At 68.0% G+C, this 13071-nt stretch carries 10 protein-coding genes; 3 read left to right on the top strand and 7 right to left on the bottom strand.

From position 1 onward, the window contains the following. The first annotated feature begins 218 nt into the window (after positions 1-218). Positions 219-1763, top strand: a complete 1545-nt coding sequence (locus ABTV10_RS24710; RefSeq protein ID WP_499031452.1) for an MFS transporter — start codon at positions 219-221, stop codon at positions 1761-1763. A 40-nt stretch (positions 1764-1803) separates the two neighbouring features. On the opposite strand, the gene ABTV10_RS24715 is transcribed toward ABTV10_RS24710, so the two are convergent. The 7 genes from ABTV10_RS24715 to ABTV10_RS24745 all read right to left on the bottom strand — a co-directional run bounded on the left by ABTV10_RS24715 (position 1804) and on the right by ABTV10_RS24745 (position 9752). Beyond that, a complete protein-coding gene (locus ABTV10_RS24715) occupies positions 1804-4107 on the bottom strand; it encodes a transglycosylase domain-containing protein (protein ID WP_499031455.1) in 2304 nt (767 codons plus the stop codon). Positions 4108-4366: 259 nt separating this feature from the next. Then, entirely contained in the window at positions 4367-4564 is a 198-nt protein-coding gene (locus tag ABTV10_RS24720) for a hypothetical protein (protein ID WP_433608525.1), read from the bottom strand. Position 4565: 1 nt separating this feature from the next. Next, a complete protein-coding gene (locus ABTV10_RS24725; protein WP_499031458.1) occupies positions 4566-5534 on the bottom strand; it encodes a carbohydrate ABC transporter permease in 969 nt (322 codons plus the stop codon). After that, complete coding sequence (locus tag ABTV10_RS24730) at positions 5534-6628, bottom strand: carbohydrate ABC transporter permease (protein WP_499031460.1); 1095 nt, start codon at positions 6626-6628, stop codon at positions 5534-5536. Before ABTV10_RS24730 ends, ABTV10_RS24725 begins: the two co-directional genes overlap by 1 nt. Before the next feature lie 35 nt (positions 6629-6663). Further along, positions 6664-7950 (bottom strand): ABC transporter substrate-binding protein, encoded by a 1287-nt coding sequence (locus tag ABTV10_RS24735; RefSeq protein ID WP_499031463.1) that lies wholly within the window; start codon positions 7948-7950, stop codon positions 6664-6666. A 132-nt stretch (positions 7951-8082) separates the two neighbouring features. Then, on the bottom strand, positions 8083-9165 hold the full coding sequence (locus ABTV10_RS24740; protein ID WP_433608531.1) for an ABC transporter ATP-binding protein: 1083 nt from the start codon (positions 9163-9165) through the stop codon (positions 8083-8085). Between the two features lie 101 nt (positions 9166-9266). Beyond that, positions 9267-9752, bottom strand: a complete 486-nt coding sequence (locus tag ABTV10_RS24745) for a nitroreductase family deazaflavin-dependent oxidoreductase (protein ID WP_499035240.1) — start codon at positions 9750-9752, stop codon at positions 9267-9269. A 362-nt stretch (positions 9753-10114) separates the two neighbouring features. Here ABTV10_RS24745 and ABTV10_RS24750 point away from each other — a divergent pair, with 362 nt between their 5' ends. After that, positions 10115-10801 (top strand): TetR/AcrR family transcriptional regulator, encoded by a 687-nt coding sequence (locus tag ABTV10_RS24750; protein ID WP_499031467.1) that lies wholly within the window; start codon positions 10115-10117, stop codon positions 10799-10801. 366 nt (positions 10802-11167) lie between these two features. Beyond that, positions 11168-12835, top strand: coding sequence for a purple acid phosphatase family protein (locus ABTV10_RS24755; protein ID WP_499031470.1), 1668 nt, complete (start codon positions 11168-11170; stop codon positions 12833-12835). Positions 12836-13071 lie beyond the last annotated feature (236 nt).

Raw genomic sequence — 13071 nt, forward strand, 5'->3', positions numbered from 1 at the left:
GTTAGGTAGAGCACCGATCTGACCGCGGCCACGAAGTGTCCCACTGAACGGGCATGTGACTGGCGTCACTGTTTGGACGCCAGTGTGATGTGAGGGCACCGTCAGCCGGCCGAGGGTGCCACGGTGGGCGTGGTCGCACGTCCATCTGCTCCGGAGACTCCCCCCTGCCCGAAAACACTTGGGCCTGCTTCTTATTGGTGTCTGAAAGGATTCCACGGATGGTCACCACCCCCACCGGCGGCGCTGTGCCGTCGCCCGCCGACCCTGCGGGTCGGACGCACGAGGAAGGATGGAGCCCCCGGCTCATCCTTTCGCTGCTGTCGATCGTGCTGCTGCTCGAGCTGCTCGCCGTCAGCTACATGATGATCTCGACGGCCCTGCCGTCGATCGCCGCGCACTACCAGACCACCCAGGGCGCCTGGCTGCTGACGGCGTTTCTGCTGGTGGGCGCCATGGCGGCGCCGCTGATCGGCAAGCTCGCCGACATGTACGGCAAGCGCAAGATGCTGCTGGCCTGTGTCGGGATCGCGCTCGTCGGCTCGTTCCTCTCGGCTATCGCCACGTCGTACGCGATGATGATCGCCGGCCGCTGCCTGGCCGGCCTGCTGGTGCCGACGCTGTTCCTGAGCTACTCGCTGATCCGCGACGTCTTCCCGCCGAAGACCGTTGCCCTCGCGGTCAGCATCGCCACCAGCGGCATGGGCCTGATCGCGATCGCCGCGCCGTTCCTCACCGGCTGGCTGATCGACGACTTCGGCTTCCGCGCCATCTTCTGGTTCTTCGTCATCTGCCTTGTCGTGCTGGGTGGCCTGATCCAGCTCACGACGCCCGAGTCGAACGTGCGACTGCGCTCGCGGATCGACCTCGTCGGCGCCATCCTGCTCGGTGCCGGCATCGCGGGCGTCCTCATCGCGGTCAGCTTCGGTCCCTCGTGGGGCTGGACGGACGCCGGCACCCTCGCCTACCTCATCGGCGGCATCGTGCTCCTGATCGGCTGGGTGGTGTCCGCGCGGATGATCAAGGAACCGCTCATCGACCTCGACGTGCTCGGCAAGCGTCCAGTCCTGCTCACCACGATCAGCGCCGGCGTGGTCTACGGTTCGTCCGGCCTGTTCACCATCCTGCTGCCGATGATGGTCATGACTCCGGCCCTGTTCGGCCTGGGCTACGGCTTCGGCGTCGATGCCGAAGGCTTCGCCCTGTACCAGGTGCCGATCGGCGGCGCTGTCGTCCTCGGTGGTCTGCTCGTCGGCACCCTGGTCGGTCGCAACATGCGTCCGCGTCCGCTGCTGGTGACCGGCCTGCTGCTCAATGCCGTCGCGTTCGCCGCGATTGCCCAGACCCACGACACCAAGGGCGTCGTCATGGTCATCTGCGCGGTCTTCGGCTTCGGCATGGGCATGGGCTACGCCTCGATCCCGAACCTGCTGATCGAGGCCGTGCCGCCGCAACTGCAGGCCAGCTCCGCGTCCATGGTCGGCGTCTCGCAGTCGGTGTTCCCGGCCGTGCTCCCCGTCATCGCGTTCGCGGTGATGAACAACTCGCACATCGTCCAGTTCCCGCCGGAGATCCAGGCAACGCTGCAGGGTGCCGTGTTCTACGACGACGCCGGCTTCCAGGTGGCCTTCTGGATCGGCGCGGTCTTCGCCCTCGTCGGCGCGGTCGTGGCCTTCCTGCTGCCGCGCAAGATCGCACAGGTCGAGGTCCCGCCCTCGATGACGGGTACGACCACGGACGGCGACGAGCTGGTGGCCGCGGGCTGACAACCCGACGATTCCGGGTTGTCCACTCACTGAATCGGACTCAGCCCGGGAGGGGAATCGTCACCCCGGGGAGGATCTGGATCCCCGGCGCCGGCGCAGGAGCCGGTGCCGGGGGCGGGGGAGCAGGGGCCTGCGGAGGGGGAACAGGCGCCTGCTCCTGTTGCGGTACAGGAGCATTCCACTGCTGTTGCGGTGGAATGCTCTGCTGTTGGGGGACCGGTGCCTGCTGCACCGGTGACTGCGTCCGGGCCGGCGGAGCGGACCACTCCGTCTCCTCCTGGTACGTCTGTGCGGACCGCTGTCGCGTCGGGGCCTGATCGCTGTAGCCCTGTTCCGTCGTGCCGACCGCCGAGTTCCCGGTCGAGGCGCTCCCGCCCGACGAGGCACCCGTCGACGGCGCCCGGGACTGCTGTCCGCCGGGCTGCTGCGGGGTCGGGAACTGCTCGTTGGCGCTGCCCGCCAGGGCGCCGTCCATCGTCTCCTTCCAGATGTCCGACGGCAGCCCGGACCCGTAAATCGATCCGCCCCAACTCGTCTCGATGGCCTTGCCCTCCGCCGTCCCCACCCACACCGCGGTGGACAGCGACGGCGTGAACCCGACCATCCAGGCGTCCTTGTTCTCGCCGGTGTCGCCCAACTGTGCGGTGCCGGTCTTCGCCGCCGACACCCGTCCACCCGCGAGAGCGTGGTTGCGCGAATACGCCGCGATGGGCACCATCGCCTGCGTGACGGTGTCCGCGATGGCCGGTTCGATCCGCTGTTCACCGGCGGACGGTTCGCGCTCGAACAGGACCCGGCCGTCGGCGTCGACCACCTTCTGGACGAAGTACGGCGGGTGGAACTTCCCCGACGCCGCGAGCGTCCCGTATGCCGACGCCATGTCGATGGGACGGGTCTGGTACTGGCCCAACACGATTCCCGTCTCCGGGGGAGCCCCGAACTGGGTGAGGCTCTCGTGGTCGATCCCCGGGATCTGCTTGGGGATGCCGGCCTGGTGGGCGGCGTCGGCGATCTTCTGCGCGCCGTTCTCCATCGACAGCGTCAGCCGGTAGTAGCTGGTGTTGAGCGACCGCTTCAGCGCCTCCGCGAGGCTGCACGTCCCGCAGGTCTCGCCCTCCACGTTCTTGATGGTGAGGTCGCCGACCGTCAGCGGAGCGCTGCTGAACTGGGTCGTCAACGGCACCTTGTCCTCGAGAGCCGCGACCGCCGCGAAGACCTTGAACGACGAGCCCGTCTGCAGCCCGGCCTGTGCGAAGTCGAAGCCCGCGCCCTCGGCGCCGCCGTAGTACGCCCGCACCGCCCCCGATCTGGGGTCGATCGACACGACCGCGGCCCGCAACTGGTCGGGCTGCTTGGCCAGGGTCCGGTTCACCGCGTCCACCGCGGACCGCTGCGCCTTCGCGTCGATCGTGGTGGTGATCTGCAGTCCGCCGGTGTCGAGGTCGCTCTGGCTGATCCCGGCCGCCTGGAGTTCGTGGGCCACCTGCGTCCGGATCAGTCCCTCCGGCCCCGGGGCGACGTCGGACGGCGACGGCGGCGCCACCGGCAGCACCTCCGGGTACGCGGTGTTCGCGCGCTCGGTCGCGGCGAGCACCCCCATGTCGACCATGCCGTCGAGCACGTAGTTCCACCGGGCCCTGAGGGCGTCCGGGGCGGTGTCGGGGTCCAGCGCGGACGGGCTCTGGATCACCGAGGCCAGCACCGCGCCCTCCGCGAGCGTCAACTGCTCGACGGGCTTGCCGAAGAACGCGTGGGACGCTTCCCCGATGCCGTACGCGTTGCGTCCGAAGTAGATGGTGTTGAGGTAGGCGTCGAGTATCTCGTCCTTGGACCACTGGCGCGCCATCTTCGCCGACACGACGAGTTCGCGGGCCTTGCGGGCCACGTTCCGGTCGGTGCCGACGAGCGCGTTCTTGACGTACTGCTGCGTGATCGTCGAGCCGCCGCCGGCGCTCTCGCGACCCAGCAGGTTGTCCCGGCCGGCCCGCAGGAACCCGGAGATCGAGTACCCCGGATTGGAGTAGAAGTCGCGGTCCTCCGCCGAGAGCACCGCGTTGCGGACGTACCCGGGCACCTTGTCGAGCGGCACCTCGGTGCGGTTGCCCTCCGGCGGCACGACCTTCGCGACCACCGTCGACCCGTCCGACGCGAGGATCGTCGCCACCTGGTTACGACGCATCTCCGCGGGGCTCGGGACGTCGGTCAGCAGGTACGCCGCACCGAGCAGGACGAGGGGGACGATCACGATCAGCGCGACGACGCGAAGCACCGTGCGTCGGCGGGATCGGTGCCCGCGCTCGGGCCGTCGGGGGTTGTCGGGCTTCGTGCTGCTCGTGGGATTCACGCGCGCAACTTCCGGTCCGCAGGCGGCGATCCAACCGGGCCCCGAAACCGGGGTCGGTCGAATCCGGTCGTCCCTCGATCGTCGCACTTGGCCGCGTCGACGGCACGGGATTGTCCATCCGCCCAGGTCGGACCGGACATACCCGACGCCAGCACGGACGGGAGCGGCCGGCGCCTCCGCGTTTTGCGCACTTATCGGTGGCCCGGAGGCCCGTCTCGCACCGCTATGTGCGCAAAACGGGGGAAGGGGAGTGGTCGGGTCAGCTCCGACGTCGCAGCACTATGGCGCCGCCGAGCAGCACGACGCAGCCGAGCAGGACCAGCGACGCCGTCGCCGACGGCTCGCCGCGGACGATCGGGACGACCGCCGCGACGAACGCCATGAACGTGAAGAACCCGAGTATGCCGATGAGCATCTCGAGGGACTGGCGCCCCCGCGACGGCCTGCCGGACGGCATGTCAGCTCTTCACGCCGCCGGCGGTCAGACCCGAGACGATGCGGCGCTGGAACACGAGCACCATGATCACCAGCGGGATCGTGACGATCGTGCCGGCCGCCATGATCGCGGCGTACGGCTGCTCCCACGAGTTGGCGCCGGCGAAGCGGGCGATCGCGACGGTGACCGGTTCGGTCTTCTCGGTCGACAGCAGGCTCGCGAGCATGAACTCGTTCCACGTCGCGATGAAGGCGAGGATCGCGGTGGTGAACAGCGCCGGCGCCGCCAGCGGCAGGATCACCAGCCGGAACGCCTGGAAGCGGCTCGCGCCGTCGATCCGGGCGGCCTCCTCGAGCTCCCACGGCAGATCCGACAGGAAGGACGTGAGCGTGTAGATGGTCAGCGGCAGCACGAACGAGATGTTCGGGATGATCAGCGCCTGGTACTGGCCGATCCAGCCGAAGTCGCCGAACAGCTGGAACAGCGGCGTCATGAGCGCGACCGTCGGGAACATCGACGCGCCCAGGATGATGCCGGTGACGATGTACTTGCCGCGGAACTCGATCCGCGCGAGCGCGTACGACGCGAACACACCGAGCAGCAGGCCGACGGCCGTCGTGACGGCGCCGATGATGAGGCTGTTGACGATCGCACCGAGGAAGTCGTTGCCCTTGTCCGTGGACAGCGCGGCCCGGAAGTTGTCGAGCGTCACGTACGTGGGCCACGGCGTCGTGTCGAAGGTGTGGTCGACCTGCCGGAAGGCGGTGACGACCATCCAGTAGAAGGGCGCCAGGCCCCAGATGAGGATGATCGCGACCCCGAGATAGGTCCGCGTCATCTTGCCGCGGTCGGTGCGGCGGCGCGGCTTGCGCGGAACCGACGGTTCCTGCTCGGCCGCGGCGGTCGGTGCGGCGACGGCCACGGACATCGGGGTCACCGGCGTCGACAGCTCGTGCGGTTCGAGGTCTTCGGGCTTGCTGTGACGTCCCATCAGCGGTCCGCTCCCTTCCGCTGCTCGTCCTGGGTGCGCACGGCGTTGGCGCCGAGGAACTTCACCATCACGAACGCGACGGCGAAGATCAGGAGGAAGATCAGGGTCGACAGAGCCGATGCGCTCTGGAAGTTGCCCTGCCGGATGTCGGCCATCACCAGGATCGACAGCGTCGTGTTCGGGGTGGCGCCGGAGGTGCCGGACAGGATGGCGGGCAGGTCGTACATGCGCAGCACGTCGAGGGTGCGGAACAGCACCGCGACCATGAGCGCGGGCTTCACCAGCGGCAGTGTGATCTTGGTGAAGCGCTGCCACGCGGTGGCGCCGTCGACCTTGGCGGCCTCGTAGACGTCCTGCGGGATCATCTGCAGGCCCGCGAGAATGAGCAGCGCCATGAACGGCGTCGTCTTCCACACGTCCGCGATGATCACCGCGAACCGCGACGCCCACGGGTCGGTGGTCCACGCGATCGAGGTGCCGAGCAGCTTATTGGCGATACCGTTCTCGGCGAAGATGAAGAACCACAGCTTCGCGGTGACCGCGGTGGGGATGGCCCACGGGATCAGCACGCTCGCGCGGAGCAGGGAGCGGCCCCAGAAGGTCTTGCCCATGACCGTCGCCATCCACAGGCCGAGGAGCACCTCGATCGTGACTGTGACGACGGCGAAGAACAGGGTGACGCCCAGCGCGGGCCAGAAGTCGTGGGCCAGCGTGCCGGGAGGGCACGTACCGGCGCCGGCGCCACAGTCCTGCACCAACCACTGCAGGTAGTGCTTGAAGCCGGCGAACCCACCCTCGGTGAACCGGCCGGTGTCGGGATCGATGCCCTTGTTCGCCTGGAACGACAGGAGCACCGCACGGATCACCGGGTACACGATGACGACGGCCAGGATCACCATCGTCGGTGCGATCAGCCAGATCGGGCGGAAGTCGCGCTTGCGGGGCGGAGCGACCACCCGCGGTTCGTCATCGTGACCCGTGCGCCCGGTCTCGGGCGCCTCGCGCCCGGAAGCGCGACCGCCGTGGTCGGGGTCGTCGACCCCGACCACGGCGCGGGCCTCGTCTGCTCGCCTCAGCTCAGCAGAGTCAGCCATCGTGCGTTTACCTGATCTCTCGTGTTCGGACGTGCCTACTTGGCGGCGTTGTTGATCGCCGCGGTCATGTCGGCGACCGCCTGGTCGACCGTGACCTTGCCGCTGAGGGCAGCGCTCGCGTTGTCCTGGATGGCCTTCGAGATCGCGGTGTAGTACGGCGTGACCGGACGCGGCTTGGCGTTCTCGAGGGCTGCCTTCAGCGCCGGCAGGTACGGGTACCTCGCCTGCAGCGCCGCGTCGTCGTACACCGACTTCAGGACCGGCGGGAAGGAGGCGTCCGCGAAGGACATCTGGTTCTCCTCGTTCTGGACGAACGCGACGAAGTCACGCGCGGTCGCCTTGTTCTTGGAGAAGACGTTGATGCCGTTGTTGTAGCCACCCAGGGTCGACGCTCCGGCGCCGGTCGGGCCGACGATCGGGGCGACGGCGACGTTGCCCTTGACCTTCGACTCGTCCTTCTGGGCGTTGTCCCACATGTACGGCCAGTTGTAGGCGTACATCGCCTCGCCGCCGACGAACGCGAGGTTGGTCTCCTCCTCGGTGAAGCCGGTGGAGCGCTTGGCGATCTGGCCGCCCTGGTAGGCGTCGACCATGGCCTGGATGCCGGCCTTGGACTGGGGCGACTCGACCTCGGGGGTGCTGCCGTCGGCGCCGACGACTGCGCCGCCCCACGAATTGATGAACTGCGTGGTGTTGACGGTCAGGCCCTCGTACTGCTTGAGCTGGGTGACCATGCAGTCCTGGACGCCCTTGTCCTTGGCGATCTGGCAGCTGTCGGTGAGCGCCTTCCAGTCCGCGGGGGCCGCGGGCGTGAGGTCGGTGCGGTAGTACAGCAGCTGCGCGTTGGTGTTCTGCGGGGCCGCGTACAGGGTGCCGCGGTAGGTGGCCGACTCGACGGTGGCCGGCAGCAGCGGGGCGGTGTCGATGGCCAGCTCACCCTCGAGCGGCTGCAGCCAGCCGTTCGCGGCGAAGCCCGCGGTCCAGACCACGTCGAGCGCCATCACGTCGTAGTCGGCGTTGCCGGCCTGCAGCGACTGCTCCAGCTTGTTGCGCTGGTCGTCGGCCTCGCCGGGCAGTTCCTTGAGGGAGACCTGCTCGTCCGGGTGGGCGGCGTTCCACTTGGCGATCACCGGCTGCAGCTTGTCGGTGTCGTTCTTGCCCATCGCGAACGAGATCGCGCCACGGCCGTCGAGGTTCTGCTTGACGGCGTCGTCGGCGCTGGTGCTGCCGCCACCGTTGTCACTCGAGCAGCCTGCGAGCGCGAGCAGCGCGACGGCCGAGGCCGCGACGGCGATCCGTGACCGCGTGTTGAAGGAACGCATGGTCCACCTTTCAGATAGACGTCTTCGGCCCTGTGGACGAGAACTCCACCGGACCGAGGCATATGTCGCCGCTCACTCTCGCACGAACGGCACCCAATTTCGGTCATTACCCCCGGACTGGATCGTTCAGGGTCACCCGAGGCGCCGACCGTCGGTGACCGAGAACAGGTGCACCTCCGACGGGTCGACGTGCAGATTGACCCGCTCGCCGCGCCGCGGGGGATTGCGCCAGTCGGCCCGCGCGACCAGCTGGTGCTCGCCGGGACCGCCGACACCGGTCCGCCCGTACACGTAGGCGTCGGAGCCGAGCTCCTCGACGACGTCGACGGCGAGGGGGATGCCCGCATCTCCGGCGGCCGGCTCGAGATGCTCGGGGCGGATGCCGAGCACCACCTGTCCCTCCGGAATCTCGGCGATGGTTTCACGGGAAACCGGGATCACCGCGTCGCCGAGCACGACACCGGTCTCGGTGACCGGCAGCGTGAGCAGGTTCATCGCCGGTGAACCCATGAAGCCGGCCACGAACTGATTCACCGGGCGGGTGTACAGCTCGCGCGGCGACGCGCACTGCTGCAGCACGCCGTCCTTGAGCACGGCCACCCGGTCGCCCATGGTCATGGCCTCGACCTGATCGTGCGTGACGTAGACGGTGGTGGTGCCGAGCCGCCGCTGCAGCTGCGCGATCTGGGTGCGGGTCTGCACGCGCAGCTTCGCGTCGAGGTTCGACAACGGCTCGTCCATCAGGAACACCTGCGGCTGCCGCACGATCGCCCGGCCCATCGCGACGCGCTGCCGCTGGCCGCCGGACAGCGCCTTGGGCTTGCGCTCGAGATACGGCTCGAGGTCGAGCATCTTCGCCGCCTCCTGCACGCGGCGCTTGATCTCGTCCTTGGGCGTCTTGGCGAGCTTGAGTGCGAAGCCCATGTTCTCGGCCACCGACATGTGCGGGTACAGCGCGTAGTTCTGGAACACCATCGCGATGTCGCGTTCCTTGGGTTCCTGCGCGGTGACGTCCCGGTCGCCGATGAGGATGCGGCCGTCGTACACCTCCTCGAGCCCCGCGAGCATTCGCAGCGAGGTGGACTTGCCGCAGCCCGACGGACCGACGAGGACGAGGAACTCGCCGTCCTCGATGTGCAGGTCCAGCTTGTCGACCGCGGGGGTCGTCGCGCCCGGGAACAGGCACGTGGTCTTGTCGAATGTCACCGAAGCCATGGTGGAGCGGTCCCTTCACCGGCAGGAACGTGCCGGACGATCCGAATGAGGGTGCACGGGTGTGCGGGCACAGCATAGGCGTCCGAAGTGCCGGGAAACCATCACCCGTGCACGGGCCGCAGCCGCACGAAACGGATATTGCGGCCCGCCTCGCGGAAGTCGGCGGCGCTGCCGTCGACGTCGAAGCCCATGCTCTTGCAGAGGCGGACGCCGATCTTCGGGTGCACGCGGCCGTAGTGCGCCATCAGGTCGCCGCCCTCCTCGGTACCCAGGAAGTCGGCCTCGACCGCGCATCTGCGTCGCCCCACCTGCACCCGCGCCCGGGGGTGCGCGGGCAGGTTCCGGTACCAGTCCGACGTCGTCCCGTACCCGGCGGCGACCACCCACCCGTCGGGCGCGGCGTGGCGCACCTCGTCGTGGTTGACCACCTCGAGGACCACCTGCCGCGTCCTGCCGCTGCGACGGCCCACGTGCTCGAGGAGCACGAACCGATGGCCGAGCAACACGCCGAGGTGCCACCGGTAGCGCGTGATCGGCATGCGGAAGAACCGGCGCTTCCAGCCGGTGGGCGGGCTCGGGCGCTGCATGATCCGCACGTCTCCAGTGTGCTCCCGCTCCAGTGGTAATTCGGCCGTGCGACATCGGGTCGTCGACGACGACGTCGACCCGAGCATCGACTACGGGCCTGTCGCGAACATTTCCGCCTGGCCGCGCGAGGCCTCCGCTGCGCGGCATCGAGGCTGCAACCCGCGCGGCGAGCCGTTCTGCCACAACACATTCCTAGGATTCGGACATCTGGTCGATGTTCCTTCACGTTCGACGAACACCATGATCGGCATGTCCGGGGTTGTGGGGGAGCCCGTGAAGCGATGGCGTCGCCGCGCCCGCCGACGTGAATCAATATGCTCGACTGCCGGTGGTCGCACGTGCACGGAAGGGACGGTCCACGATGGCACCCGAACGGGCGGACTCTGCGGACGACACATCCTCGCCTCGGCGCAGGCCTCGGCCACGTCGGCGCTACGCACCGGGCGAGGACACCCACGAGCGGATCCTGGCCGCGGCGGTCGATCACTTCTCCCGCTACGGCTATGCCAGCACGTCCATCGCCCGAATCGCCGCGGATGTGGGCATCAGCGATGCCGCGATCATCCATCACTTCGGGACCAAGCAGGAACTGTTCCTCACTGTCATCGATGTACGTGAGCAGCCGTTCGTGTCCATCTACGCGGAGTCCGGATCGGCGCGAGAGCTGTTCGGACGGTTCGTCTCGTCGGTGCGGGAGAGCATGCAGCAACCGGAACTCGTGCGTTTCCGCGCCGTACTCAACGGCGAGTCACTGCTCGAGTCGAATCCCGCACGCGACCGAATGCGGACCAACGTGGCGTCGACTCTCGACAAGCTCGTTCCGGTTCTCGAGCGCGGCGTCGCCGACGGCGAGCTCAAACCGGATGTCGATGCGCGGCAGGTCCTTCTCGAGCTGATAGCGCTCAACGACGGGTTGCGATCGCAGTGGGCGATCCTGCCCGACCAGATCGACCTCCCCCAAGTCTTCGAGGCGGCAGTCGACGCACTGCTGGCGCGCATAACCGTTGATGGAAAGGGCCTCTCGGCGCCCGGCGGCGCCGACAGCTGAGGCACCGGCGCACTGCCACCGCGCAATCGCGCAGGTCATGAGGTATTCACAAATGCTTAGTAATCACTTAGTGTTTGCGCTCGGATGACACACGCCCCGAACCGAACCGGAAAGTCGTCCATGAGGACCCCGAGCGTGGTTCGGGGTGGCGAGTGGGCCCTGCGGGTCGACGTCCTCGCAACCTCATGGGCCGGGTCGGTCTGCAGGGTGTGGTGGACGCATTCGCCGCCCACCGTCATCCGACGAGCACGTGACGTCCTTGTACTGCCGGAGAAGTGACCTGGCTTCGCATCCGTGCGCGGGTTGGCGAGCGCAGACACTCGTCGACCGCACACCCGGGTGCGGCGCACCTATCGAGAGGTGAGTATGACCAACTTTTCCAGACGTTCGATCCTGACCGGCGGCGCGGCGAGCCTGGGCGTCGGCATCCTCGGGGCAAGGCCGGCCCAAGCCGGGATCCAGCGGAAGTGGAACCCTGATCCCGACCTTTGGAAGCAGACCGGGGGCTTGGATGCCCCCAGCATCACCGGCCTGCACCTACAGTTCGGATCCGACGCCTCGCGCGAGATGACCGTCTCGTGGGTCACCCCGAAGGGGGTCAAGAACCCCCGCGTCGAGTTCGGGACGATCTCCGGTGGTCCGGGACGGACTGTGCAGGCGGAGACCAGGCACTACCGAGACGGGGTGGACGGCGGCGAATTGTTCGCCCACCACGCACGAATCACCGACCTGAACCCCGACACCCGGTACGTGTACTACGCCACGCACGAGGGGGCGACCCCCGATACTGGCGTGTTCACGACCGGGCCACGGGGCCGCCGGCCGCTCCGATTCACCAGTTTCGGCGACCAGGGCACCGTCAACCTGCGCGCGGAAAGGAGGTTTCCGCCCGGCACTCCCGGCACCAACGGGCCGTACCCCCTCTACACGAGCAACAACACCAGCAGCCAGGCGTCGGCCGACATCGTGCAGGCAATCGAGCGAGCCGATCCCCTGTTCAACATGCTCAACGGCGATCTCTCCTACGCGGCGATCGGCTCCTACATGGGTGAGGCGCGGACCCCCACCTGGGCCGACTGGTTCATCAGCAACAGCCGGTCCACTCGCTACCGGCCGTGGATGCCGTGCGTCGGGAACCACGAGAACGAAAGGAACAACGGACAGTTCGGGTACGACGCGTACCGAAACATGTTCGCGCTGCCCTCGAACGGCGGCGACCCCGCCTTCCAGGGGTTGTGGTACTCCTTCACTGCGGGCTCGGTCCGCGTCATCAGCCTCAGCAACGACGACGTCGCGATCCAGGACGCCGGCGACTCCTACATCCGAGGTTATTCCGGTGGCGCACAACAACGCTGGCTGGAAGCAGAGCTGAAGGGAGCCCGCGCCGACAAGGGGATCGACTGGATCGTCGTGTGCATGCACCACACGATGATCTCGAGCGCACAACGACACAACGGCAGCGATCTCGGGGTGCGGCAGGCGTGGGGACCGCTCTTCGATCAGTACGGCGTCGATCTGGTCGTGTGCGGTCACGAGCACCACTACGAGCGATCCCATCCACTCCGCGGCGCGAGCGGCAACGACACCGCCACCCCGATCCCCGCCGATACCAGGACCGACCTGATCAACACAGAGAAGGGCACGGTTCACATGGTGATCGGCGGAGGCGGAAACTTCGCCACCTCCGAAAAGGACCTGTTCGAGCGACCCCAGGGGCGGGTGATCGTCGCGCTGAGCGACCAGGACAGCCCGATTCTGCCCGGCCACAAGGACTCGGTCTGGATCACCGAGGATGCGCCGTGGGCGTCGGTCCAGGACCGCCAAAACCCACACGGGTTCGCCGCCTTCGAGGTCGATCCGGGGCGCAGCCCCGGCGACAAGACCCGCATGAAGGTCACCTACTACACCTTCGAGGGGCCTTTCGCGACCCTGCGGCCCGTCGACGAGTTCGTCCTGGAACGCAGCCGCAGGGACGGTTCTGCAGACAACGGTCACGCCGGGTCGTCCGTCGGTAGCGCAAGATTCGGGTCCTGACCTCTGGTCGCGGCACACGGCGCGCACGGAGAGCGGTGCTCGTCGGAGCAGTGAACTGGGGTAAGCGTAGATACCCCAGTTCACTGGCTCGGCCCCTTCAGTTCGTCGTGACCACAAGTCCTGTGCGCGGGGGTCATCGGGCACCTCGGCGCGACGACGGCCGGTTCGGCAGTGACCGTCGCGAATCGGTCGAGTCGCACGCCCGGAACGTATCGAGCGACACCCGTGCGGTGAGC

Origin of the sequence: Paraburkholderia sp. RHO2 (assembly GCF_050955445.1) — a bacterium.
Taxonomy (GTDB): domain Bacteria; phylum Actinomycetota; class Actinomycetes; order Mycobacteriales; family Mycobacteriaceae; genus Prescottella; species Prescottella agglutinans_A.

Excerpts from the sequence above, each read along its gene's own strand:
- ABTV10_RS24745 (WP_499035240.1), bottom strand. The coding sequence starts at position 9,752 with ATGCAGCGCCCGAGCCCGCCCACCGGCTGGAAGCGCCGGTTCTTCCGC.
- ABTV10_RS24750 (WP_499031467.1), top strand. The coding sequence starts at position 10,115 with ATGGCACCCGAACGGGCGGACTCTGCGGACGACACATCCTCGCCTCGG.
- ABTV10_RS24740 (WP_433608531.1), bottom strand. The coding sequence starts at position 9,165 with ATGGCTTCGGTGACATTCGACAAGACCACGTGCCTGTTCCCGGGCGCG.
- ABTV10_RS24725 (WP_499031458.1), bottom strand. The coding sequence starts at position 5,534 with ATGGGACGTCACAGCAAGCCCGAAGACCTCGAACCGCACGAGCTGTCG.
- ABTV10_RS24755 (WP_499031470.1), top strand. The coding sequence starts at position 11,168 with ATGACCAACTTTTCCAGACGTTCGATCCTGACCGGCGGCGCGGCGAGC.
- ABTV10_RS24710 (WP_499031452.1), top strand. The coding sequence starts at position 219 with ATGGTCACCACCCCCACCGGCGGCGCTGTGCCGTCGCCCGCCGACCCT.
- ABTV10_RS24720 (WP_433608525.1), bottom strand. The coding sequence starts at position 4,564 with ATGCCGTCCGGCAGGCCGTCGCGGGGGCGCCAGTCCCTCGAGATGCTC.
- ABTV10_RS24730 (WP_499031460.1), bottom strand. The coding sequence starts at position 6,628 with ATGGCTGACTCTGCTGAGCTGAGGCGAGCAGACGAGGCCCGCGCCGTG.
- ABTV10_RS24735 (WP_499031463.1), bottom strand. The coding sequence starts at position 7,950 with ATGCGTTCCTTCAACACGCGGTCACGGATCGCCGTCGCGGCCTCGGCC.